This is a genomic window from Flavobacterium sp. 3HN19-14, assembly GCF_051373205.1.
Classification (GTDB): domain Bacteria; phylum Bacteroidota; class Bacteroidia; order Flavobacteriales; family Flavobacteriaceae; genus Flavobacterium.
The window spans coordinates 899,246-922,452 of sequence record NZ_JBPPZT010000001.1 but is presented as its reverse complement, the minus strand read 5'-3'; the positions used below and the strand labels follow the sequence as shown (position 1 = coordinate 922,452).

General features: G+C 40.4%; 23 protein-coding genes and 4 pseudogenes. 9 read left to right on the top strand and 18 right to left on the bottom strand.

All coding sequences use genetic code 11. The features are described from left to right. The 5 genes from ACSLFW_RS04810 to ACSLFW_RS04790 form a co-directional block, all read right to left on the bottom strand. Positions 1–279: a helix-turn-helix domain-containing protein gene (locus ACSLFW_RS04810; RefSeq protein ID WP_436554854.1), complete on the bottom strand. Its 279-nt coding sequence runs from the start codon at positions 277–279 to the stop codon at positions 1–3. A 76-nt stretch (positions 280–355) separates the two neighbouring features. Then, complete coding sequence (locus tag ACSLFW_RS04805) at positions 356–1,090, bottom strand: hypothetical protein (protein WP_436554853.1); 735 nt, start codon at positions 1,088–1,090, stop codon at positions 356–358. 16 nt (positions 1,091–1,106) lie between these two features. Further along, entirely contained in the window at positions 1,107–2,408 is a 1,302-nt protein-coding gene (locus tag ACSLFW_RS04800) for a tyrosine-type recombinase/integrase (protein ID WP_436554852.1), read from the bottom strand. 373 nt (positions 2,409–2,781) lie between these two features. Next, positions 2,782–3,201, bottom strand: coding sequence for a hypothetical protein (locus ACSLFW_RS04795; protein WP_436554851.1), 420 nt, complete (start codon positions 3,199–3,201; stop codon positions 2,782–2,784). Between the two features lie 130 nt (positions 3,202–3,331). Further along, positions 3,332–4,330, bottom strand: a complete 999-nt coding sequence (locus ACSLFW_RS04790; RefSeq protein WP_436554850.1) for a GntR family transcriptional regulator — start codon at positions 4,328–4,330, stop codon at positions 3,332–3,334. Between the two features lie 72 nt (positions 4,331–4,402). On the opposite strand from ACSLFW_RS04790, the gene ACSLFW_RS04785 reads away from it, so the two are divergent. From ACSLFW_RS04785 to ACSLFW_RS04750, 8 genes are all read left to right on the top strand, one after another. Then, on the top strand, positions 4,403–5,482 hold the full coding sequence (locus tag ACSLFW_RS04785; RefSeq protein WP_436554849.1) for an aldose epimerase family protein: 1,080 nt from the start codon (positions 4,403–4,405) through the stop codon (positions 5,480–5,482). Beyond that, positions 5,479–6,492, top strand: coding sequence for a glycoside hydrolase family 53 protein (locus tag ACSLFW_RS04780; protein WP_436554848.1), 1,014 nt, complete (start codon positions 5,479–5,481; stop codon positions 6,490–6,492). Before ACSLFW_RS04785 ends, ACSLFW_RS04780 begins: the two co-directional genes overlap by 4 nt. Positions 6,493–6,680: 188 nt before the next feature. Next, the gene (locus tag ACSLFW_RS04775) at positions 6,681–7,148 is read left to right on the top strand and encodes a galactokinase family protein (protein WP_436554847.1); all 468 of its coding nucleotides are present in this window, start codon (positions 6,681–6,683) and stop codon (positions 7,146–7,148) included. After that, positions 7,100–7,225, top strand: a complete 126-nt coding sequence (locus ACSLFW_RS04770) for a hypothetical protein (RefSeq protein ID WP_436557372.1) — start codon at positions 7,100–7,102, stop codon at positions 7,223–7,225. Before ACSLFW_RS04775 ends, ACSLFW_RS04770 begins: the two co-directional genes overlap by 49 nt. After that, positions 7,185–7,673, top strand: a complete 489-nt coding sequence (locus ACSLFW_RS04765) for a hypothetical protein (RefSeq protein WP_436554846.1) — start codon at positions 7,185–7,187, stop codon at positions 7,671–7,673. The genes ACSLFW_RS04770 and ACSLFW_RS04765 overlap by 41 nt, the downstream gene beginning before the upstream one ends. After that, on the top strand, positions 7,646–7,849 hold the full coding sequence (locus ACSLFW_RS04760; protein ID WP_436554845.1) for a hypothetical protein: 204 nt from the start codon (positions 7,646–7,648) through the stop codon (positions 7,847–7,849). Before ACSLFW_RS04765 ends, ACSLFW_RS04760 begins: the two co-directional genes overlap by 28 nt. Continuing rightward, on the top strand, positions 7,846–8,892 hold the full coding sequence (locus tag ACSLFW_RS04755) for a UDP-glucose--hexose-1-phosphate uridylyltransferase (protein WP_436554844.1): 1,047 nt from the start codon (positions 7,846–7,848) through the stop codon (positions 8,890–8,892). The genes ACSLFW_RS04760 and ACSLFW_RS04755 overlap by 4 nt, the downstream gene beginning before the upstream one ends. Before the next feature lie 42 nt (positions 8,893–8,934). After that, the gene (locus ACSLFW_RS04750) at positions 8,935–9,549 is read left to right on the top strand and encodes a hypothetical protein (protein WP_436554843.1); all 615 of its coding nucleotides are present in this window, start codon (positions 8,935–8,937) and stop codon (positions 9,547–9,549) included. A 1-nt stretch (position 9,550) separates the two neighbouring features. On the opposite strand, the gene ACSLFW_RS04745 is transcribed toward ACSLFW_RS04750, so the two are convergent. The 3 genes and pseudogenes from ACSLFW_RS04745 to ACSLFW_RS04735 all read right to left on the bottom strand — a co-directional run. Further along, the gene (locus tag ACSLFW_RS04745; RefSeq protein WP_436554842.1) at positions 9,551–9,970 is read right to left on the bottom strand and encodes a LexA family protein; all 420 of its coding nucleotides are present in this window, start codon (positions 9,968–9,970) and stop codon (positions 9,551–9,553) included. Between the two features lie 17 nt (positions 9,971–9,987). Further along, positions 9,988–10,677: a DinB/UmuC family translesion DNA polymerase gene (locus tag ACSLFW_RS04740; protein WP_436554841.1), complete on the bottom strand. Its 690-nt coding sequence runs from the start codon at positions 10,675–10,677 to the stop codon at positions 9,988–9,990. A 193-nt stretch (positions 10,678–10,870) separates the two neighbouring features. Next, a pseudogene (locus tag ACSLFW_RS04735) lies at positions 10,871–11,257 on the bottom strand (SOS mutagenesis and repair protein UmuC); the annotation flags it as partial. A 146-nt stretch (positions 11,258–11,403) separates the two neighbouring features. On the opposite strand from ACSLFW_RS04735, the gene ACSLFW_RS04730 reads away from it, so the two are divergent. After that, the gene (locus ACSLFW_RS04730) at positions 11,404–12,213 is read left to right on the top strand and encodes a DUF3667 domain-containing protein (protein WP_436554840.1); all 810 of its coding nucleotides are present in this window, start codon (positions 11,404–11,406) and stop codon (positions 12,211–12,213) included. A 108-nt stretch (positions 12,214–12,321) separates the two neighbouring features. On the opposite strand, the gene ACSLFW_RS04725 is transcribed toward ACSLFW_RS04730, so the two are convergent. The 10 genes and pseudogenes from ACSLFW_RS04725 to ACSLFW_RS04680 all read right to left on the bottom strand — a co-directional run bounded on the left by ACSLFW_RS04725 (position 12,322) and on the right by ACSLFW_RS04680 (position 23,203). Beyond that, on the bottom strand, positions 12,322–12,456 hold the full coding sequence (locus tag ACSLFW_RS04725) for a hypothetical protein (protein ID WP_436554839.1): 135 nt from the start codon (positions 12,454–12,456) through the stop codon (positions 12,322–12,324). A 97-nt stretch (positions 12,457–12,553) separates the two neighbouring features. Then, positions 12,554–12,856, bottom strand: coding sequence for a hypothetical protein (locus ACSLFW_RS04720; RefSeq protein WP_436554838.1), 303 nt, complete (start codon positions 12,854–12,856; stop codon positions 12,554–12,556). 62 nt (positions 12,857–12,918) lie between these two features. Then, positions 12,919–13,200: a F0F1 ATP synthase subunit epsilon gene (locus tag ACSLFW_RS04715; RefSeq protein ID WP_436554837.1), complete on the bottom strand. Its 282-nt coding sequence runs from the start codon at positions 13,198–13,200 to the stop codon at positions 12,919–12,921. A gap of 72 nt (positions 13,201–13,272) precedes the next feature. Continuing rightward, positions 13,273–14,785, bottom strand: a pseudogene (atpD, locus tag ACSLFW_RS04710) (F0F1 ATP synthase subunit beta). Between the two features lie 236 nt (positions 14,786–15,021). Beyond that, positions 15,022–15,387 (bottom strand): SGNH/GDSL hydrolase family protein, encoded by a 366-nt coding sequence (locus tag ACSLFW_RS04705; RefSeq protein ID WP_436554836.1) that lies wholly within the window; start codon positions 15,385–15,387, stop codon positions 15,022–15,024. Between the two features lie 32 nt (positions 15,388–15,419). Further along, positions 15,420–16,016 carry a hypothetical protein gene (locus ACSLFW_RS04700; RefSeq protein WP_436554835.1) on the bottom strand — a complete coding sequence of 199 codons (597 nt, stop codon included), beginning with the start codon at positions 16,014–16,016 and terminating at the stop codon, positions 15,420–15,422. An 18-nt stretch (positions 16,017–16,034) separates the two neighbouring features. Then, positions 16,035–16,484, bottom strand: coding sequence for a hypothetical protein (locus tag ACSLFW_RS04695; RefSeq protein WP_436554834.1), 450 nt, complete (start codon positions 16,482–16,484; stop codon positions 16,035–16,037). 31 nt (positions 16,485–16,515) lie between these two features. Then, positions 16,516–19,353: pseudogene (locus tag ACSLFW_RS04690) on the bottom strand (TonB-dependent receptor domain-containing protein). 306 nt (positions 19,354–19,659) lie between these two features. Next, a pseudogene (glmS, locus tag ACSLFW_RS04685) lies at positions 19,660–21,502 on the bottom strand (glutamine--fructose-6-phosphate transaminase (isomerizing)). Positions 21,503–21,514: 12 nt separating this feature from the next. Next, the gene (locus tag ACSLFW_RS04680; protein WP_436554833.1) at positions 21,515–23,203 is read right to left on the bottom strand and encodes a DUF4270 domain-containing protein; all 1,689 of its coding nucleotides are present in this window, start codon (positions 23,201–23,203) and stop codon (positions 21,515–21,517) included. Positions 23,204–23,207 lie beyond the last annotated feature (4 nt).

Here is a 23,207-nt window from a genome sequence, read left to right as displayed (position 1 = left end):
TCATACGTTTAAAGGCTTCAAACTTTCTTCAATATCTGAGCGTAGAAAATAAACTCTTGAACCAAGTCCCAGGGGTTTAAGTTTTTTGTTTTTGCACCAATTGTGTATCGTTGACAAATCCACATTAAACATTTTCGCCACTTCTTGACGCGTTAAATATTCGTTTGGTTGCTTTGGCGTGAAGTTTTTTAGAAAGTCGTCCAGTTGACTTTTTATCCCGGCTGAAATTTCATTTTGTAGTTCCTCCGGGGTAGTTTGAATAAATTGTACAGTTGCCATATCTAATATTTTTTACAAATATTTAATTATGGTAGTACCGTTAGAAGTCCGAAATTGTACTGTTTACAATACAAGTTTATTTTTGTGATTTAAGCCAGTCTAATGCGTTAGAATAGTGTTTATCGCGATCTGCGTTTTTGATGTTGTCTAAAGTCTTGATTTGCCCTAAATCCTCATTATACACTTCGAAGAACCAAGTTGAAAAAGCTACCGGGCGAACAACAATATATTTATCGAGGTGCAATTTCCAGTAGTAAAATGCTATTTGGGTTAATCGCCCACGACCGCCAATTGGCTTAACATTATTTGTCAGCAAATATTCAAATAATTCAAACCCATCAGAACGAAAAATATGATTGTGTAAAGCGGACTTATTTTCACTCAACACTATTTTGCTCTCTATGCCAAAAACATAGCTAAAGAGTGAATCTATTTTCTTTTCAATCGCATTTAATTCAATCAATGTTTTGTTTGTGGCGACTAATTCACGCTGTAAATTTGCCATTTCTGCCAACTTTTCCAGTTTGTCTTTTATTTGCGCGAATGCTTTTATTTTGTCGTACTCTTTTTCAGTTGGTAAGAATATAGCATAGAAACCTTTATCATCATACCCTTGTGATATTACATAGCCATCTTTACGCTCATTGGGATATTGATATTTTGGGCTGTTTTTTAAAACTTCCTCACGATTTCCCCGAACTTCATAAGGCTTGTATAATTCTCTAAGGTAATCGGCTCTTTTTTGAACTGAAAATATTTTATATCTATTTTCAAAGGTCATTTCAACTTCCTGGTTTTCTTCATTTATCATTTGACTTCAATTAAAGTTATGCTTTCTTCAAAACAGTTAATTGAGGATCTTTTTTATGTATATCTTCATAAAACTTCATAAACAAATCGGCATTGCTGTCTTTGTCCTCACGCTTATTTATGTACGCCAAAAACAGGCTTTCTTTTGAATGTCCGGTAATATTTATCAGAATCGGGGTTGGAATCTTTTTATAATAATTCGTGGCAAAGGATCGCCTAAAACTATGGGTAGTGATTAATTCGTGCTTTGGATAAAATTTTAATTCCTTTCGATTTGTTTTAGCATTGAGTTTTTTGCCCTCAATAACCTCATCAATTTTAGCAATTTCACAAACCTTTTTTATGTACTCATTAAGTTTTTGAGTACTAATTTTATAAGGAAAATCATTTTCGATTATGTCTATAACGTGAGGTGCTATTATTCCAATTGTCACGCTCTTCTTTGTTTTTTGCTGTATAAGATCCAAATATATATTTCCCGACTTGTAGCGAATATTTTCTTTAGTTATATCTAATAAATCTCCGCCCCTTTGTCCAATCTCACAACCAATTAAAATCCATTTCCGCGCATTGTTATAAGCATCGGACTTTATTTCAGCCTCTTTAATCTTTTCTAACTCATCGAATGATAACGTAACAATAAATTTATCCTCCTCACTTTCTGAAAAACTTTGAATATGCTCAACAAAAGGGTTTGTTGGAATTTCATTCCTCTTTGCGTCAACGCAAACCGTTTTTAAATTATCAATATGTTTACCGGCGTAATTTGTCGCAAAGTTTTTAGTGTTAATAAGCCAATTGGTAAATCTATCTACAAAGGATTTATTCACATCTAAAAAGTGAATTTTCTTTTTTATTACTGCCTCATATTCTGCAATAACATTTTTAAAAGTAACATAACTTTTTACCCTGCTTTCAGATAACCCTAAACTTTTACGCCCTTTAATTTTACGGGTGTTTGCATTATCGATAATATATTGAATATGATTTGACAATAACCCAACATCATTTTTCTCAATGCGTCCAAAACAATCTGAAATTTGGGTTTCGAGCCAAAACGAATCGACCAGGATGCCTTTAGACAAATCTTTGTTGAGGTTATCAAAGACAAATGTTTCTAACTTTTTGAGGTTGTTATATAATTGTTTGTTTTCGGTCGCGTTTTGCTTTGGAAGATGGGTTTTGTCACTCCAACTATTCGGATTGATTGTAAAGCCTGTATTTAACTCTAAATCATTGTTTCGACCAAGAGAAACGCGAATTTTTACGGCAACATTTTTGTTTGCCTTACTTCTAATGCGGAATTGAACGGATGCCATTTTTTGAACTTTTGAACTTTGAACAATCCAAAGATAAATAAATTATGCACCACTTTTTAAAGTTGCCCAACATCTGCCCAACATTTATACTATATCATTCCACTTTAATCAATAATATTCAGTAAGTCATACCTACGCTAAAAACCCTCGTAATAGTTGAGTTTATTAATGAATTTGGTTTAAATATTCAATTTTAAGAACATTGCAAAAATCGTCAAATGGAGGGGTTTCAACTCCGGCTCCGGGTACTTGAAAAGCCTCTTCAAACGAAGAGGCTTTTTTTATTTCTATTTATAAAATTAATCCCGTATTTAAATTTTAGCCAAAAAAAACCCGTCGTAAACGGGCTTTCATTCGTGCTTGATTTTAAATCTTATAAACTCTCCAGTGTCGGCTCGCCTTTCGAGTCGAACCTCATGGTGTTCATTTCGCCATCAAGGCTAACTTTTACCTGATAACCGATTCCGTTACCACTGATTTCTTTGCTTACTGATCTTACCTGACGCATTGAGAAATTTTCTCTGATGTATTGTCTTGTAAATTTTGGCAATCTTGTGATTGTGATTTCCTCAGTATAGTAACCGCCTTTTTTAGCTGTTGCTTTTGTGGCTTTTGTAGCTTTCGCTTTTCCAACAATTGCAGTTTTGGTTACTTTTTTTACTGTGGTCGTTTTTACTTCTTTAGTGTAAGAAGTTCCATTGGTTACCGGAATATCGCCTATTCCTGAACCGTTTTCTGCCCAACCGAATGTCGATAGGCCGAAAATCATCGCGATGGTGAATAGCTTTTTCATTTTTTCAGGATTTTAAATTAATTACAAACTGTGTTTTGATATTTGTAAAATTACTTCAATCCTGAGCCGAACGTCTTATATAGTTTTCAGATTGTGTTGTAAGATTCCTATTGTAATGTTTTGGAAACCACTATAATGACTTTCTGATAATCAACGTCGATTTGTTCTCAACCTGCTTCTTCTCGCCTTTCCTGATCATCTGCGCGGTAATTTTTCCCATGGCGGTAAAGTCGGTTGATATGGTCGTGATGCCATTTGCCACTACTTTTTTCAATGGCGTTTCATTGTAGGAAATGATTCCGAAGTCTTCGCCCAGTTTTAACTGCTGTACTTTCGATTTTTCGATGACACACACCAGATCGCGGTCGTTCGGAATGACATAAACTTCGCCTTTGCTGATATCGCGTGATGTAAATTCTGTAATCACTTCATGTTCCATATTAAAGTCTGTACAAAATTTCAAAAATCCTTCTTTCATGCCCAAAGGCTCGCGGAAACCCGGAAAAATCATCACGAGTTTTTCGTATTCGCCAATCCTCGAAATGCCTTTTTTCATCGCATCATAAATATCATTAACGAAATTCTGGTAAACCGCAGGATATGATTTCAAATCGGGATTGGTCTGGTCTAAAATGAAAACGTCGCCAACCGGTAGGGTTTTAATGACGTTGGCCGCGCCGGTTAAATTGGTAGGCATGATGATATATTTGGTATAATCGCCGTTGGCTTCCTTAATCATCTTCCGAAACGTATCATTATTGAAGTGATGAAAGAAAATATCAACCTGCACATCATTGCCAATATGTTCCAAAAACGAATTATAAATGTCTTCTTTAAAGATATTGAGCTCGTCGAAAAGCAGGAAAATCTTCTGCCTGATAGAGACTTCTGTGCTTTTTACATAGTAACCTTTTCCGAGAATGGCGAAGATAATGCCGCGTTTTTTGAGTTCGTCATAAGCCAGCAAAACTGTGTCTCTTGACAGTGAAAACTTCAGGCACACTTTATTTACTGAAGGTAATCTGTCGCCTTTTCGCAGGATTTGCGTCTCGATTGCTTTTTCAACCGAAGCTATTATTTGCCGGTATTTCGGAATTCCGAGGTTATTTTGTATCGAAATGATTTTCATCGACAGGAAATTTTTGGCAATATACAAAAACCGGTAGGTACTGGTATGGGTTTGATGGAAATATTTTTACTTTTGAATTTCATATTTGATAAAAAAGCAGTGGAAATTAAGCACATATCGCATTTTAACGGTATTCCGAATGAGAATATATCGGGATTTTCACCAAACGATGAAGCGGTATTGCTATATCGCCTGACCAACAGAAATGGGTATTCCTTAGCAGTAACCAATTATGGCGCAACGGTAACTTCGCTGAAAGTCCCACTTGAAAACGGCAAAATGACCGACATCGTTTTGGGTTTTGACAGTCTCGAATCATATATCGACTCATTCAATCTTGAAAGTGCGCCTTATTTAGGAGCAACCGTCGGGCGATTTGCAGGACGTGTCAATAATGGCAATTTTTCCTTAAATGGCGAAAATATTCAGCTGCATCAAAACAATGGCAATCATTCGCTGCACGGCGGGAATATTGGATTCAGCCAAAAAATATGGAAAGTCATCAATATTAATGAATGCAAAAATCCCTCGATAACTTTAGCCTTGCTGAGTCCGGATAAAGACGAGAATTATCCGGGCGCGCTGGCTATCGAGCTCACCTATACCTTAACCGAAGAGAACGAATTCAAAGTTGAATATAAGGCAACAACTTCTGAAGATACAATCGTCAACCTGACGCACCACAGTTATTTCAACCTTGACGGCCATGAAAATAACATCTGCAATCAGGAACTTTTTATCAATGCATCTAAAATCCTGGAGATGACTGATGAAAATATCCCGACCGGAAGGTTTTTACATTTAGCTAATTTTCCATTCGATTTTACAATCCCGAAAAAATGTCCGCTTAAAATCGACAATACTTTTGTACTCGATAAAAAAACGGAACTTGCGGCTTCGTTATACAGCAAGAAAAATAACCTGAAAATGTTGGTTTACACCAATCAGCCTGCGGTTCACATTTATGTCGGCGGCAATTGCTTTAATCGTATCAAAGGGAAAGAAAACGTAAATTACCACACATTGAGTGGCATTTGTTTTGAGACGCAAAACTTTCCGGATGCCCCGAATCATGCGCATTTTCCGAGTGCAATTTTAAAGAAAGGTGAAGTTTACCACCATAAAACGATTTATAAATTTCAACCATTATGAAAAAATATGTATTGCTTGGCATTTTAGCACTTGCGGCGTTTGCTTTTTCCTGTTCGAAAGATGACAAGGAAACAACAGAACCACCGGCAGCAACCGATGATTTCCTGCGTGGCGCCGACGTTTCCTTCCTTCCTGAAATTGAAAGTGCCGGTACCATTTATTACAACAATGGTGCAGCAGAAGACGTACTGACAACGCTTAAAAATGCCGGTTGCAATGCCATCAGGATCCGACTATGGAAAGATCCTGCAACGCCGCATTCCGGTTTAGCAGAAGTAAAAGCATTGGCACAACGCGTAAAAGCTGCCGGAATGAAAGTTTGGCTGACCGTTCATTATTCAGACACCTGGGCCGATCCGGGCAATCAGACCACGCCCGCTGCATGGCAATCGCTTTCTTTTGCAAACCTGAAAACAGAGGTTGCCGCTTACACGACATCAGTCATCAACGAAATCCACCCCGATATTTACCAGATTGGCAACGAAACCAACGACGGTTTTCTGTGGCCACAGGGAAAAATCACAACCAATGAGGCGCAGTATTTAGAACTTGTAACAGCCGCAAGTGCAGCAATCCGAACAGCAGCACCAGAGACAAAAATCATGTTGCATTTTGCAGGAATGGAAGGCGCCGACTGGTTTTTCAACAAGGTAAGCAACATCGATTATGATTATATCGGACTATCGTATTATCCCGTTTGGCACGGAAAAAATCTCACAACAGTTAAAAATACAGTTGATGCTTTGGGCGCAGCTTACAACAAAAAAGTAATTATTGCAGAAACGGCGTATCCCTTCACTTTAGGCTGGGATGATTACACAGATAACATTGTCGGGTTAGACAGCCAACTGATTCCTGCATTTTCTGCCACTCCGGAAGGACAAAAAAGTTACCTCACAACCTTAAGAGCCGTTTTAAAAACAAGTACATCCAGCTACGGATTTTGCTATTGGGGAACGGAATGGCTGGCGTTCGAAAGGGCAGACTGCAACCGACGGTTCAAGTTTTGAAAACCAGGCTTTGTATGATTTTGACCATAAATCGCTTCCGGCTATGGATGCGTTTGAGAAGTAAACAGCAAAAATCAATCGCAATATCAATTTCAAAAAACAAATTATAATCAATACCAAGTAATTATTTAAAATATGGACTGGCCACTTTTGAATTTGAGCCTGATATTGAACTTGAAAATTTCCAAATGAACGACGTACTCATACACAAAACCATTGCACTTTTTGAGCAACAATTCAATCAGTCACCTGCAAAAGTGGTGCTTTCTCCAGGCAGGATTAACATCATCGGCGAACATATCGATTATAACGATGGCTACGTTTTGCCGGCGGCTATTGATAAAATCATCTGTTTCGCTTTCGAAAAAAACAATTCCGATACAGCGCAGATTGTCGCTATTGATCTGGATGACAGCATCGAAATAAACCTTAAAGAACCTGCACAACAACAGGAAAAAGTTTGGGCAAATTATCTTTTAGGCGTAATTAACGAACTTCAGAAAACCGGACTTCCATTTCAGGGATTCGACTGTGTTTTCAGCAGCAATATTCCGGTTGGCTCCGACTTTCATCGTCTGCAGCTTTGGAATGTGGCTTTTTATATGGCATCAATACGCTTTTCAATATCGGCATCCAGCCGCTTGATATCGCTTTAATGGGACAAAAAGCAGAACATTGGGTTGGTATCAATTGTGGCATCATCGAGCAGGTTTGCGAGCGTTTTCGGGTTTGAGAATAAAGTTATCAAAATTGATTGCCGGAGTTATGATTTTGAATACCACAACGCCGATTTCAGCGATTATTCATTAATTTTATTCGACAGTAACGTGAAGCATTCGCATTTCACATCTGCCTACAACACAAGGCGTAAGGAATGTGAAGCGGGTTTTTCGATGATACAATCGGCTTTTCCTGAAATCAAGAGTTTCCGCGACTGCGACGAAAGCCATATTCTTGCCTTAAAAGACAAAATGCCGGACAATGTTTTTCGCCGTTGTCATTTCGTGGTGAAGGAAATTGACCGCGTCAATAAAGCCTGCGATGCTTTAGACGAAGGCGATATTGAATTACTGGGACGATTACTTTTTGAAGGCCATGACGGCATTTCAAAAGAATACGAAATTTGCTGCCCTGAAACCGATTTTATTGTCGATTGGGGAAAAGCCAGGACGCCATTGTAGGCTCAAGGCAAATGGGCGGCGGTTTTGGCGGATGTGCAATCACATTGGTAAGAAAAGGAAAAGAAACCGAAACCAAAGAAAAATTATCATCGCTTTATTTCGAAAAATTCGGAATCGAATTGAAAATCTACGACGTAAAAATCGGCAACGGCACTTCGCTTTACACAGGAAAATGAAGAATTTCGACATCCATACAGATCCGCACAGGCGCTATAATCCTTTGACTGACGAATGGGTTTTGGTGTCGCCGCACCGCTCCAAACGTCCGTGGCAAGGGCAGACTGAAGCCGTTGTTAATATCGATTTGCCTGCTTACGACCCGGAATGTTATTTATGTCCGGGAAATATCCGCGCCAACGGAATGCAGAATCCTGATTACGAAAATGCATTTGTTTTTGAAAATGATTTCGCTGCTTTGAAACAGGAAGACATTTATTCTGAAGAAGAAAAAACGACGACTTTCTTTAAGTCGAAACCTGAAAGAGGGATTTCGCGAGTCGTTTGTTTTTCGCCGAATCATAACCTGACGTTGCCTGAAATGACGATTCCAGCAATCGAAAATGTCATTCACACATGGCAGAAAGAATATACAGATCTGGGCAATATCGATTACATCAACCATGTGCAGATTTTTGAAAATAAGGGCGCGATTATGGGTTGCAGCAATCCGCATCCTCATGGGCAGATTTGGGCGCAGTCGTCACTTCCAACCCAAATCGAAAAAACACAAAAAAGCCTCAAGGCCTATTTTGATAAGAACAACAGCAGTCTTTTGAAAGATTATCTTGCAGAAGAATTAAAAACCGGCGAGCGCATTGTTATTGAAAATGAACATTTTGTCGCGCTCGTGCCATTCTGGGCGATTTGGCCTTATGAAACGATGATTGTCAGTAAACGCCATTTCGGTAAAATTACTGATTTTACAGCAGAAGAGACTACGGCTTTTGCTGAAATCCTGAAGCAAATTACGATACGTTACGACAATCTTTTCAATACTTCATTCCCATATTCATCAGGAATTCACCAATCGCCGACCGACGGAAATCTGCATCCTGAATGGCATTTCCATATGCATTTTTATCCGCCGTTATTGCGTTCGGCTACGGTTAAGAAATTTATGGTCGGTTATGAGATGATGGCAGAATCCCAGCGCGATATTACACCTGAAAGCAGTGCTGCGGTTTTGCGGGAACTTTCGGATGTGCACTACAAAAGCTAATAGATTTTCATTAACTTCGTCAGGAACAAATCAAATCCGGGCATGATAAATCTATTTTTGAGGGCGAAGCATTGGCAGTTATTCCTGCTAACATTTGTATTGCCAATTGTATCGCACATCATCCTTATGGCAATGCTTTTTTCTGAGCTGATTAAATATCAGACGCCGCCCAATCCTGAAGTAATGGCACCTTTCTTTAAGATTTTTCCGTTGATAATGCTGCTTTTCACTATCTTTCAATTTGGTTGGATTTGGTCTGTTGTCATCGGATTGCAGAAAAAATTACCAGCCGGAATTATTATGAAAGTGAGGCGTTTTAAGATTTTGTTCTTTATTCCGCTTTTTTATATCGTATTTCTTTGTGTTTTCATGTCTTTTGTTTTTGATGGAATTTTACAGCTTCAACATTCTCAAATGCCCAACCCCGCACTTTTTATAGGCGTGTTCGTCATTTTCATTCCGCTGCATCTGGGTTCAATGTTCTGCATTTTCCACAACATTTATTTTGCGGCAAAAACGATTAAAATCGCAGAATTGCAAAGACAGCCAAAAGGCGATGAATTTATAGGAGAATTTTTCCTGACGTGGTTTTTTCCGGTTGGCGTTTGGTTTTTACAACCGAGAATCAATCGGTTGTCCGAAGAAATTCAAGAATAGGTTAACGAAGTTTCTTAACGACAAAAGTCACAATGCCCCAAATAGTAAACTGGTTGTCATCAGTGATTTTTATGGGTTCGTATTGTTCATTTTCGGGCATCAGGTAAATGCCGTCCTTCTTAATTTTCAGGCGTTTTACGGTAAAATCCCCATCAATAAAACAGATTGCAATATTGTTGTCTTCAGGCACGAGTGTTCGGTCAATGACAAGCAAATCATTGTTTCCGATACCGGCATTGATCATCGAATTCCCGCTTACACGCGCATAAAAAGTCGTCAGCGGATGTTTTACCAGCAGATCATTTGCATCAATTTTTGACTCCATGAAATCCATCGCCGGAGAAGGAAATCCAGCCGAAATTCCAGCATTTGCCAATGGCAGTTCCAGTTTATTCTCTGTCGATGCCTGAAAAAATTCCAAAGAGAGGGATGGTTTATTTACTGGCATTTGACAACAAGGAGTTCGTTAATATTGGTCGTATAACGCGGCGATTTAAGGTTTTGTTTCATGTTCCAGGTTTTCTCATCCTGCGCGCCGAGCCTGACTTTTCTTTCTCCTGCCTTTTTATTGATGGCGTCCATCGCTTTCATGATTGAAAGGTGGCGCGGATCTTCCTCTTCGAATAGGCTGAATTGCTTTTCGTCTTCGCGGATGAGTTGCGTAACGATTACACCTGCTTTATGAAAGCGCAGTCCTTTGTTGTGCCTGTATATCTTTTCGAGCAGGCCGATGGCTGTATGAGTGATGGTTAAGGTCGAATTGGTTGCAAACGAAATTGTTGCCGCATCCTGATAATACATTTTGGAATGGGCGGTCTTATGTTCCATCGTGCCGAGCATGACGATAATGGTCTGGCAGCAGTATTCCTGCTTGCGGAGTTTTTCGGCACAGACCGAGGCAAAAGTGGCTACTCTTTCGCGCAAGTCGTTGTATTCTGTTAGCTTCTTTGGAAAACTTCTGGTGATGGCGATGCTTTTTTTCTTTGGATTGTCTTCGAGTTTTAGTACCGGTTCGCCTTCGAGCTCCTTTTTCAATCGCAAACCAATAACACCCATCTGGCTTTTGATCCAGGCTTCGTGCATCGGGTCGATGAAGTCTAATGCCGTGTTGATCTTTCGCAGTTTCATTTTCTTTTTCATGCGGTAGCCGATACCCCAGACGGCTTCGATTGCCTGTCGATTTCAGGGCTTTGAGGCGCTTTTCATCGTTATCGATTACATAAACACCTTTGGTGTGGTCAGGAAATTTACGTGCGATTTTATTGGCGATTTTTGACAGTGCCTTTGTTGGTGCAATGCCGACGCAAACGGGAATACTCAGTCCTTTCTTGATTTGGGATTTCATTTGGATGCCACAATTGTAGAAATCGAAATCTTTACCTTTTTTAAATTCGAGGAAGGCTTCATCAATACTATATACTTCGACGTCGGGCGTGAATTCCCTGAGCGTATCCATCACGCGTTCGCTTAGATCGCCGTACAATTGGTAATTGGAGGAAAATACCGTGATTCCTTTTTGCTTCAGTTCATCGCGTACTTTGAATTCGGGTGCGCCCATTGCGATGCCGAGCGCTTTGGCTTCGTCGCTGCGGGAGATAATACAACCGTCGTTATTGGATAGCACCACGATAGGCTTGCCTTCCAGATCGGGGCGGAACAGGCGCTCACAGGAAGCGTAAAAATTATTACAGTCGACTAAGGCATACATGGTGTAAAATTACAAAAAACAAAATCCAAAAGACAAAACGCTACAGACTTTGGAACGAGTTTAACAAATAAGCTATGAGCAGAAATTTGTTTTTTTACTTTGGTATTTATTTGTAATTTGGAGATTGTATATTGGAATTTTAAACTATGGATGCAGTTTGTAAAAATTGCGAAGCTGAATTGCTTCCCGAATATAATTTCTGTCCGGCCTGCAGCCAGAAATCAAAATTGCACCGGCTCAGCATGCATGAGGTTTTGCAAGAGGCAGTTCATTATTTTACGCATGCCGATAAAGGTTTTTTTCAGCTGATAAGAGATTTAGCTTTGAAAAACGGGCGTGTCGCAAGAGAATATATGGATGGGAAGCGAAAGAAATATTTCCCGCCTTTGAATTTCTTTTTATTGTCGGCGGCGATTTATGTTTTCGTGGCTACATTCCACCAGCATGCACCGGAAGCGCTGACTAATAAAGACATTCCTGCTTCAATCCTTAAAATTAAAGATGCGGCTGAACGGAGCTATAACATTTTGGTTTACCAGCGCAAGCTCGAGGCTGACTGGTTTATGTATAAATACTCTAATATTGTAGCGCTGTTTGTCTTACCGCTGACTGCTTTCGTATTTTTTATATTTTACAGGAAAGCAAAATACAATTATACCGAGCATTTGGTCGCGAACATGTATCTGGGTGGGTTTACGATTTTGACAAGCGCAATTATAATCACGCCATTGACAAGGCTTTTGGGAATTACCGAAATTGGTATTGCAGGCGTTTATTATTTATTTGAGCTCGTTTTCTTTACTGCATTTTATTATAACTTTCTCTCTAAAACGAAAATCAGTCAAGGCCTGAAGGCATTTCTGGTGAGCTTTATGGCGATTTCTTCGTGGTATGTGATTTCATTTGTTGGGTTTTCTGTTTATATGTTTACAGGATTTTGGGGGATTTTTGGTTGATCTGAAAATGACCCTGCCATAGCCCGGATGGGCAGCGTATCCTTTTTCCCGCTTCTTTAGCGGGAAAAAGATAAAGCAGACAGCCGGATTAGCTTCCGAAAAGAAAACTTATTGCTTTATTGATAATTTGTCAATGCGGTGAAAATTACCTTTTTCGGTTGCATCCAGTAAATCAACATTCAATTTGATGGCAGCGGCAGCAGCAAATTGAAAAGCAGGTTCTTTTTCATCGAAAACAAACATTTTATAGTGTTTGCTGCCTTGATACCAAAGATTGACCTGATACCATTCCCGGGCATCCAGAAATACAGAAATATATTCAAGTTCGGGAACTTTTGATTTAATATCGCGTGAAAACGGTCAGTACAAAAAATCTGGAAATCAGAATATCTTTATCGACATCAATTAAAACTGTCTTCACGACCGAAAAAGAAATTCCCGCAGAAAGCGACAAGGCAATTAATTCGATATAATCAGCCAGTAGTTGGCCAGTGTAAACGCACATTCCGATAGTATAATACATGAGCGCAATACTGTAAATACAATAGCAGGTGACTGTAAAAAACATGGCTGCAAAAATTATCTGCCAGATAGCACGTTTTCCTTCAGAGACCACCAATTCATATTCATCTTTTACATCCATATCTCAAAAATAAAAAAAGCCCGACAATTACGTCAGGCTTTTCAAATTTATTTAGAATTGTCTTAGTCTGCTAAAACAATTACTTTGTTGTCTTTCATTTCGATAGTACCAGAATTGATCGGAAGAAGGTAGGTGTTGTTGTCGACTTTTGCGAAACGATGCGCTACTGTTGATCCGAAATTAAAGCTATTGGCTACAATCTTCACTTCGCCTTCTTTCAGGATAGAAACGATTGGCGCGTGGTGGTTCAATATCTGGAACGAACCGTCAACACCAGGCAAAGTAATCGAGGTTACTTCTCCTTTGAATAATGTTGCTTCGGGTGATACGATTTCTAATGTCATATTTATAAGTGTTCAGTGGTATGTAATCAGTGATCAGACCGAATGCTGAACACTGATTACTGCCAACTATTTTTAAGCTTCTGCCAACATTTTTTGTCCGGCTTCGATAGCGTCTTCTATGGTTCCTTTCAGGTTGAAAGCAGCCTCAGGAAGGTGGTCTAATTCTCCGTCGATAATCATGTTGAAACCTTTGATGGTATCTTTAATATCAACCAATACACCAGGAATACCTGTAAATTGCTCGGCTACGTGGAATGGCTGAGACAAGAAACGTTGTACACGACGGGCACGTGATACGGCGAGTTTGTCTTCTTCTGACAGTTCTTCCATACCCAAGATCGCGATGATATCCTGTAATTGTTTGTATTTCTGAAGGATTTCTTTTACTCTTTGTGCACAGTCGTAGTGCTCGTCGCCCAAGATGTGCGGCGTAAGGATTCTTGAAGTAGAATCGAGTGGATCTACCGCTGGGTAAATTCCAAGCTCGGCAATCTTACGTGACAATACGGTTGTTGCATCAAGGTGGGCAAATGTTGTTGCCGGTGCCGGATCCGTTAAGTCATCCGCAGGAACGTAAACCGCTTGTACAGATGTAATGGAACCTTTGTTTGTTGATGTAATACGCTCTTGCATCGCACCCATCTCTGTTGCCAATGTTGGCTGGTAACCTACCGCAGATGGCATACGACCTAAAAGTGCCGATACCTCAGAACCTGCTTGTGTAAAACGGAAGATGTTGTCAACGAAGAAAAGAACGTCTTTCCCTTGGTCTGAACCAGCTCCGTCACGGAAATACTCAGCGATAGAAAGTCCAGACAAAGCGACACGTGCACGTGCTCCAGGCGGCTCATTCATTTGTCCGAAAACGAAAGTCGCTTTTGAATCGCGCATTCCCATTTTGTCAACTTTGGTCAAATCCCATCCGCCTTCTTCCATAGAATGCATGAAAGCGTCTCCGTATTTGATAATTCCTGACTCCAACATCTCACGAAGCAAGTCATTTCCTTCACGTGTTCTTTCACCTACTCCAGCGAATACAGAAAGACCACCGTGACCTTTTGCAATATTGTTGATCAACTCCTGGAATCAATACGGTTTTACCTACACCTGCACCACCGAACAAACCGATTTTTCCTCCTTTTGCATAAGGCTCGATAAGGTCGATTACTTTGATACCTGTGAATAAAACCTCAGAAGAAGTTGAAAGATCTTCGAATTTTGGTGCCGGACGGTGGATTGAAATTCCGTTGTCGCCGTCTTTTGGCAATTCACCAAGACCGTCGATTGCATCTCCGATTACGTTGAACAAACGTCCGTAAACATCTGCACCGATTGGCATCTTGATAGGATTTCCTGTACCTGTTACTTCATAACCTCTGCTCAAACCATCAGTTGAGTCCATCGAAATGGTACGAACTGTGTTTTCACCGATGTGCGATTGTACTTCAAGTACAAGCATTGTTCCGTCTTTTTAGTGATTTCTAATGAATCATAAATTTTTGGAAGTTCAACATCCTTACCGTTGAATACTACGTCCACTACCTGGACTGATGATTTGCGCAACTTTTCCTATTACTTTTGACATTGCTTATGTATTTATTAAATAGCTATTTAGGTTCGAGAAATGACAGGCGAAAAACACCTCTTTTTCCGAGTGCAAAGATAATTTTTTAAAATATAAAATCAACAATATTTGAATAAAAAAATACTGAAATTTTGCAGAATTGTCTGTCACGCTAATCCGAATCCAAAGAATACGGCATAAAAACAAAAAAGCCAACACGTTTCCGTATTGGCTTTTTATCAATAATCTGGTTTATTTTAGAATGTAGTTGAATCCATCGGATATAAGATACGATAATCGCCCAGATTCACTTTTGGAAGGTTTGAACCGTATTTTGTATTGATGGCCTCTGCAAACATATTGGCGATGAATGCATACCCGCGCGGACTCGGATGCACGCCGTCAAGCGAGAAAGTACCGCCTGTTACGTAGGCTGATGTTAGCGTAAAACCGCTATCAACAATTCCGCCTGTGCCTAATTGACTCAAAATTGTTTTTGTGTCAACGAAAGCCAGTCCGTTTGCCTCAGCAACTGTCTGAATTGCTGCATTATAAGCATCTGTTGCTGTTTTAACCTCAGCAATTTCTTCTTTAGAAAGCACCCAGTTATCAGCCAAAGGCACAGAAACACCATTTATTTGAGCAGGATTGCCGCCTATCGCAGTTCCGATGAAGGCCCTTGCCGGTAAAACGATAAGATCTTCTGCGGTGGCTTGTCTGTAGGACGGATTCCGTAAGCGGTAAGATTTGTAAGATAACTGTCTACCATTACCACTGCGTTTCCTGCACCGGCGTGGAAGGTGATGGTTCTTTTTGCCGCTTCAGCCGGCGTAATCAAATTTAAAGAAGCCGCATAAAGCAATCCGTTATTATACGCTGTAAAACCGGCAGTCAATTGTCCAACCGCAGCGTCACTCAATGGAACCGGGTTATAAGGTACTGTTGTAAAAAACGGCAATGCCGTAATGTAAGGAAGATTGGCAACAACTCCTTTAGCACCTCCGCTCGTAAGTTGGGTCACCAATGCAGAATAAGCACCTGCAAAAACCTGCGGGTCAGTGATATCACTTGAGCCATAAGTCGCCGGATTTAAATTTCCGGTCTGGTTAACACCGCTTCCACCTGAAGTAGCATAACCCAACACGTCATTTCCGCCAATCCATAAAGAAAAGAAAGTTGGCGATTGTGCGGTAGCGTCTGCAATAACGGTAGCTGCCGGTGAAGAAGCGAATCTTCCGAAATACGGATTCAAAGTACCATAACCAGGTGCTTAACAAATGAAAACTTTTTGCGCCGGGAATTCCCATATTGTTGAATGGGCGGTCAATACTTCTCCATACACTGTTGCCGAAACACCCGATACGTTTACAGGCGTATTATTAGCAGTATTAAGATACAAACGTGTCGGGAATTGCGGGATTTGGTTGCCTGCTGCTGAAAATCCACCGATGTTGTCTGCCATAAAAGGAATCTTGAATTCGCCGCCGCCTGCCAAGGCAAATTGTTGTGCAAGGATATTTGGGTAAGAATTTTCCTGTCCGCCTTTAAAAAGTGCGTTGTCGCTGTAGCCTGCGGCAAAAGAATCTCCGAGCGCCACATATTTCGAGAAATCGGCAGAACCGGAAGTGATAGGCACTTCAGTCGATCCTGAATCATCGTCGCTGTTACATGCTGCAAAGGTCAACGAAACCAGTAACAGCCATTTGAAATTTTTTATCATCGTCTTATTTTTTATTTTTATTGACTATTAATTATGGATTAACTGTCCATGAAGCGAACCATTGTTGCCCGATTGCACCTGCTCCGATTACCTGGATATAATCTTTTCCTCCTAAGTTTGTTGCTCCTAATTTGAAAACAGATTTCATTGCAGGAACAGCGTAGTTGATCTGCGCATCGAAAACGGTATTTTCAGGAACGGTTCCGTCTGCGAAAGATGATTCCCAAAGATAGGCTGTGCTCCATCTTACGTTCATGTTGAAACCGAAGTTTTTGAAGAGTTTCGCATTTCCGAATGTCGCTTTGATTCTGTGTTTCGGCGTATTGAAACCAGGAATGAAGCTTGGATCTTTAGAAGCATCATACTTGAGTGTCAATCCGTCAAAATCATTTCCGAAAAAAGCGGCGTTGTAATTTACACCCAATTCGAAATCTTTGTATACCTTTTTAGAAACACCGATTCCGAAACCAATAGAAGTGATCTGCGCGCTTGAGTTCGAATAGATTTGGTAAACCCTTCTGTCTTTGTATTGAAGCGCATCAAGTACATCATCACCGCCAACTTTTACATCACCATAATAAGGTGTGTAAACTCTTGCCTGATTCAGGAAGTCATTGTAGATATTGTAGTAACCGTTGATGTCGATAGAAAGATCGTTGTTGATTACAGAACGATATCCTAATTCGAATGCCTGAACTCTTTCCGGTTTTACCAATGGAATTTTAGCTACTTCAAGTAATCCGGCAGCCTGGTCACGCGTCTGACCACTTGCGATAGCAGCGTCGAACGCTGTAACCGACGGAATTGTATAAGAATTGTTGTATGCTTCGACACCACTCAAACTTACTGTTGCCGGATGATTGTCAGCCTGTCCTTGCGCACTTACATTTCGAGTTTCAACAAAGCGCGACAAGTTATCCGGTGCAGAACCAATCAACGCGAAAGGCTGCCTAAATCCAGTCCGATGTATTGGTCTGGGTTGTTGGATTTCTGAAACCTGTCTGGTAAGAGACCCTGAAATTGTGTTTCTTTTCTGCTCCTGCAGAATAAACGAAAGAGATTCTTGGCGAAAAACTTCCATCAAAATTCTGTGATTTGTCATAACGTACAGAACCAGTAAATTTCAATCTGTCGTCGATGAATTTCTTCTGAACCTGGCCGTAAACGCCGAATTCGTCATAAGTAATTGGGCCGTCATAATCAGTAAAGATTGTTCCTTCTGAATTCATTTCGTATCTTCTGACAGAACCACCTAACTGAAATTCGGCCACTTTTATCAAATCCTTGAAATTATAGTTCAAATCTGAATGATACAATCTTGAATGGTCGATGAATTTCGCGCCTTGTGTCAAATCCGGATTGTTCGTCACGGTCTTCAAAGCGGCGATATATTCAGGTGAACCCGGCAAATACCTTCCTGTATCAGCAGTATTTCTTGCAATAGCGTGTGCCGTTGTCGGGTCTTGTCCGGCTAAAGTTGCCTGGATGTATGCGCCGGCGTATTGGCCGAACCAGGTGCTGTCGTCTTTCCAGGCACGGTTTACGTTCCATGCAGCGAAACGCATATCATAAGAATCTCCGGCGTCTTCGTCGGTCATATAAAATCTGGCGAAGAAATTCTTTCCTTTAAATTCTAATTTTGTCTGGTTCATCGAGAAATTTTTCAATGAATACCTGTTAGCGCCTTGGTAGATTGTATTTCCAAAGCCTAATTTATGCTGAAGGATGATTTCAAACTCACTTTTGAATGGACGGAAGTGCAAAGAAAAATCGGCTTTTACACTTGAAATCTTATTGTCAGTCAAATCCTGCTCCCTGTAGCCTGTCCTTGCTACATTGTAATCCGGTAATAAATTAACCGCACTTGCAGGAATAAGTCCTAAATTGGCAAGGCTTACACCAACGCCTTTTAGGTTTGTTGAAACTTCGTCTCCGTATAAATTCAATCCGTCATAATTCGGGCTTGGGTTAAGTCCCTGAACGTTTGTTCCGGTATCTCTTGTATCAGAAGCAATCCATTCGTAGCCTTCCATATAGGTGAAATTGGCTTTTGCAGCGAAAACATCGCTGAATTTGTATGCGGCTCTTACGCCCCAATCCCAGAATGCGTGGGCTCCGGCAGTTTCCTGATACGTTTTTCCTCCTTTACATAAGCGCTGATACCAGGGCTTGTAAACGGGTTTTTACTGTTCATGAACAATATTCCGTTGAAGGCATTCGCGCCATAAAGTGCAGAAGATGCTCCCGGCAGCAACTCAACATTTGAAACATCAAGCTCGGATAATCCGATAAGGTTACCAAGCACAAAATTCAGTGCCGGTGAGGAGTTGTCCATACCGTCTACCAATTGCATGAAACGGGTGTTGGCAACGGTCGCAAAACCACGGGTGTTGATTGATTTGAACGAGGCGCTACTGGTATTAAAATGCACCTCTTTTAAATTTTCGAGTCCGTCATAATAAGTCGCAGCCGTTGTGTTTTTAATGTCCTGAAGCCCCATTCTCTCAATGGTCACAGGCGATTCGATTACACGCTCCGGCGTTCTCGAGGCAGAAACCACGATTTCATTGAGTTTGGTTTCTTCTTCTGAAAGCTTTACACTAATAACCTGATTCTGGCTTGTGACCGAAACTGTTTGTGAAGTAAAGCCCACCATCGAAAACTGCAGCGAATAAGGTGGCTTTTTAGATGTTGACAGGGTAAATTTACCATCAGCATCTGTTACTGTCCCGGCAGTTTCACCTGCGATGCTAACATTTACACCCGGAAGCGGTAATGTATTGGCATCTGTGACTTTTCCGGAAATTGAATTCTGGGCAAAAGTTATACCGCAGAAAAGCAATGACAAAATAAATAAATAGAGTCTCATTTTTGGTTTGATTTTGTTAGTTTATCAAGCCAATGTACAAATATTTTTGACATTTATAAAAATGCCCAATAAAATTCAGGATTAATACAATCTGCCACAGCTATAACGTTATAGTAGAATATTGCTTTTTTTTAAACTTTTATTAACGTTTTAGGAAGTAATTCATATTAAATACTATGCATACATATAAAATTGAGGAATCGTTGAATTTTTTACAAAAAGAACTTTTTAAAAAAAATCTCACTTTATCACATAAAAAAAGCGGGGTACAACCCCGCTTTGGTATATAATGAGTAAAATCTTAGCTTATTCTACCGTAACTGATTTGGCCAGATTTCTGGGTTGATCAACATTACAGCTACGCATCACGGCAATGTGATATGAAAGCAATTGAAGCGGAATTGTAGTCAACAAAGGCGATAATGCATCGGCAGTATCCGGAATCTCAATTACATAATCTGCAAGGTCGCGAACCTGTGTATCCCCTTTGGTTACAACCGCGATGATTTTCCCGCTTCTCGATTTGATTTCCTGAATATTGCTCACTACTTTGTCATAATGGCCTTGTTTTGGCGCAATTACGATACATGGCATCAATTCATCGATAAGCGCTATCGGACCGTGTTTCATTTCTGCAGCAGGGTAGCCTTCAGCGTGTATGTAAGAAATCTCTTTTAATTTTAAAGCGCCTTCCAAAGCTACAGGAAAATTATAACCACGGCCTAAATAGAGGCAATTCGGCGCATCTTTGAAAACAGCAGCGATTTCTTTGGCCTTATCATTCGTTAATAAAGCTTCAGCAACTTTTTCAGGAATAATCGTCAATTCCTGTAAATAACGGTGGAAATCTGTATGCGAAAGCGTTCCTTTTGCTTTAGCCAAACGAAGCGCGATCAAGGTCAGGATTGTAATCTGTGTTGTAAATGCTTTAGTCGATGCAACTCCAATTTCAGACCAGCATGCGTGTATGCACCCGCGTGCGTTTCCCTTGAAATCGAAGAACCAACGACATTACATACACCAAAAACAAAAGCGCCATTCTCTTTTGCCAATTTGATTGCGGCCAATGTATCTGCAGTTTCACCTGATTGGGAAATTGCGATTACGATATCTTTTTTGTTGATGATCGGGTTTCTGTAGCGGAATTCAGAAGCATATTCAACTTCAACCGGAATGCGCGTGAATTCTTCAAGGATATATTCTGCCACCAATCCGGCGTGCCATGAAGTACCGCAAGCGACAATTAGAATCCTGTCGGCATTGAGGAATTTCTCTAAATTATCTTCAATTCCGGCCATTTTGATAATGCCTTCATTGGCCAAAAGCCTTCCGCGGTAAGTATCTCTGATTACGTTCGGTTGCTCGTAGATTTCTTTCAGCATGAAATGGTCGTAACCGCCTTTTTCAATCTGCTCGAGATTCATCTGCAATTCCTGTACATAAGGATCTACTAATGAATCGTCTTTTATTTTTCTGATTTTCAAAGGTTTTGTAAGACTCACAACGGCCATCTCCTCATCTTCGAGATAAATCGCATTGGAAGTATACTCGATGAAAGGCGACGCATCAGAAGCGATGAAAAATTCGTCAACACCAACGCCAATCGCTAATGGACTTCCCAAACGGCCGCCACAATTTCGTCTGGTTTTTGTTTGTCGAAAACAGCAATCGCATAGGCGCCAATTACTTGGTTAAGTGCTACCTGAACGGCTTTTCCTAACTTCAGGTTTTCTTTTTTCTGGATTTCTTCAATCAGGTTGACCAATACTTCGGTATCTGTATCAGATTTGAAAGTATAGCCTCGTTTGATCAATTCTTTTTTCAGCGGCTCATAATTTTCGATGATGCCGTTATGGATAATCGCCAGATTTCCTGAATTGGAAACGTGCGGGTGAGAATTAATATCATTCGGAACACCATGCGTTGCCCATCTTGTATGGCCAATACCAATGGTACCATTTGTTGAAATTTCTGAAACCCTTGACTCAAGGTCAGTAACTTTTCCTTTGGTTTTTGAGACTTTAAGATGCTCTCCGTCATAAAGCATCACGCCGGCACTGTCATAACCTCTGTATTCAAGCCTTTTGAGGCCTTTAATTACAATTGGATAAGCCTCTCTGTGTCCTATATATCCTACAATTCCACACATAATATAAATGATTTAGTCTTCGGGTTGATAATCAGTATAGTATATTTCCAGTTTCAATCTTCTTACGTCGTTCTCGGGCAGATTGGTTCCATACAATGAAAGCCCAAACGGATGCATCACAGATGCAGTTGGTATCTTTTTAACCTGTACCGTTTCAAATTCAGGTATTACAAGATTAAACGGTGTCTGAATTGCCGACGCGTTACTATCAGAAATCGCTTCCGTAACCACAAGGCCCAATGTTACGTTTTCTTCATTTTCCCTGAGAATTCTGCGAATATGGTTGGTAATCCTTAATTTATATTTTATGCTGTCGTTAATTCTTCTGTCTATACTGCCGCCAAAAGTATATTGGTTGAACTTTGATTTTTTATAAGTCGAGGCATCCGCTGAATAATCATATAAAACCCTGTTGTTAGTAGCGTCATACAAATAGATACGACGCGGTCTTAAAACGGTATCCAGAGGATTTGAAGTTTGAAATTGTTCATTATCCAAATAAAAGGTAAGGCTCGCCTCATTAATAAGCCATTGTTTTTTCTTCAGCAGCTCGAGCTCTCCCGGTCTTGTGAAAAGATTGATGAATGCCATAGAACCCTCACCGCCTTTAAGATACAACTTGCTGTCGCCTGTGGTTATATTCGGAGTTGCCGGGATATTTGCCAGATAGGGCGCATTAGCTGAATTGCTCAATAAATTTACGGTATTTCCCGTTAAATTCAGTGCTAATGTTTTATTGACACGCGTAGTGACAGGAACGCCGCCAGCCGGTGTCGTCGTTAAATCTTCCTTATAATATATTGTAATTACACCTTTTGCAAAATTGAGCTGCGCCAGGTTGGTCACCCCAGCATCAGGATCGGTTACCTTGAAATACAATCCTCTGAAATAGTCCCTGAATGCAGCATTGCTCGCCAGCTTTTCAGCCGGTGCATTGAATATTTTTTTCATGAAAAAATCATTGTCCAATTTAATGCGCATTCCCGGAACGGTACGTGTCCTTACGGTTTCGTTATCATCACCTGTAGTTTTTGTAACAATTTCATCCTGGTCAATAAAAAAACCATCATTTTGCGGCCAGTTGTTAATAACGGCGGCGCCATTGTTTAGTCTTGTTCCATTGTCAACAGAAGTACCTCCCGGACCAATTCCTTTTTTGCGGCTGTCAAAATCACTGTCCTGCGTGTTGTAAAAACGCTGTGCCTGTTCAAATCCGCTTGCCGGATCGAAATCATTCAGGTAATACCCGTTTTCATAGATGCTAAGGTTGAACTTCGCAGCCGGCGCAGTCCTTTGTACAGAATCAAGCACATAAGTTACCACTCCGTCAGAAGTCGTAGCTACGGCCGCGTTCTTATGATTAAAATAAGGCAATGAAAAATACACACTATCGATGGCGACATTAGCTCCGAAGGCCGGCGCTACGTTCACCAATGTCAACTGGCTTACAAAATTGGCGGTCGTATTTCCAAAAACCGGATTTGATATATAGCCAAGCTGATTGAGCGCAAGGTTGTTGGTTTGTACCGGGCAGGTAAGCTTGTTGTAGGCAATGATTCCGGCATCCGTATATTTGTCAAAATCAAAGTGATCTTCCCCTACAATTCCAGTTCCAATCTGGTCATAATCTTTGTCACAAGAGGCGAAAAATAGCACAAAAACAGCTGCAATGACAGCCTTCAAAACGAATTTATTATTCATGTTA

Coding starts and splice junctions, on each gene's coding strand:
- ACSLFW_RS04730 (WP_436554840.1), top strand. CDS start 11,404: ATGGATGCAGTTTGTAAAAATTGCGAAGCTGAATTGCTTCCCGAATAT.
- ACSLFW_RS04755 (WP_436554844.1), top strand. CDS start 7,846: ATGAAGAATTTCGACATCCATACAGATCCGCACAGGCGCTATAATCCT.
- ACSLFW_RS04800 (WP_436554852.1), bottom strand. CDS start 2,408: ATGGCATCCGTTCAATTCCGCATTAGAAGTAAGGCAAACAAAAATGTT.
- ACSLFW_RS04720 (WP_436554838.1), bottom strand. CDS start 12,856: ATGGATGTAAAAGATGAATATGAATTGGTGGTCTCTGAAGGAAAACGT.
- ACSLFW_RS04795 (WP_436554851.1), bottom strand. CDS start 3,201: ATGAAAAAGCTATTCACCATCGCGATGATTTTCGGCCTATCGACATTC.
- ACSLFW_RS04715 (WP_436554837.1), bottom strand. CDS start 13,200: ATGACATTAGAAATCGTATCACCCGAAGCAACATTATTCAAAGGAGAA.
- ACSLFW_RS04810 (WP_436554854.1), bottom strand. CDS start 279: ATGGCAACTGTACAATTTATTCAAACTACCCCGGAGGAACTACAAAAT.
- ACSLFW_RS04750 (WP_436554843.1), top strand. CDS start 8,935: ATGATAAATCTATTTTTGAGGGCGAAGCATTGGCAGTTATTCCTGCTA.
- ACSLFW_RS04725 (WP_436554839.1), bottom strand. CDS start 12,456: ATGTTTGTTTTCGATGAAAAAGAACCTGCTTTTCAATTTGCTGCTGCC.
- ACSLFW_RS04805 (WP_436554853.1), bottom strand. CDS start 1,090: ATGATAAATGAAGAAAACCAGGAAGTTGAAATGACCTTTGAAAATAGA.
- ACSLFW_RS04780 (WP_436554848.1), top strand. CDS start 5,479: ATGAAAAAATATGTATTGCTTGGCATTTTAGCACTTGCGGCGTTTGCT.
- ACSLFW_RS04680 (WP_436554833.1), bottom strand. CDS start 23,203: ATGAATAATAAATTCGTTTTGAAGGCTGTCATTGCAGCTGTTTTTGTG.
- ACSLFW_RS04790 (WP_436554850.1), bottom strand. CDS start 4,330: ATGAAAATCATTTCGATACAAAATAACCTCGGAATTCCGAAATACCGG.
- ACSLFW_RS04695 (WP_436554834.1), bottom strand. CDS start 16,484: ATGATAAAAAATTTCAAATGGCTGTTACTGGTTTCGTTGACCTTTGCA.
- ACSLFW_RS04775 (WP_436554847.1), top strand. CDS start 6,681: ATGAACGACGTACTCATACACAAAACCATTGCACTTTTTGAGCAACAA.
- ACSLFW_RS04740 (WP_436554841.1), bottom strand. CDS start 10,677: ATGAAACTGCGAAAGATCAACACGGCATTAGACTTCATCGACCCGATG.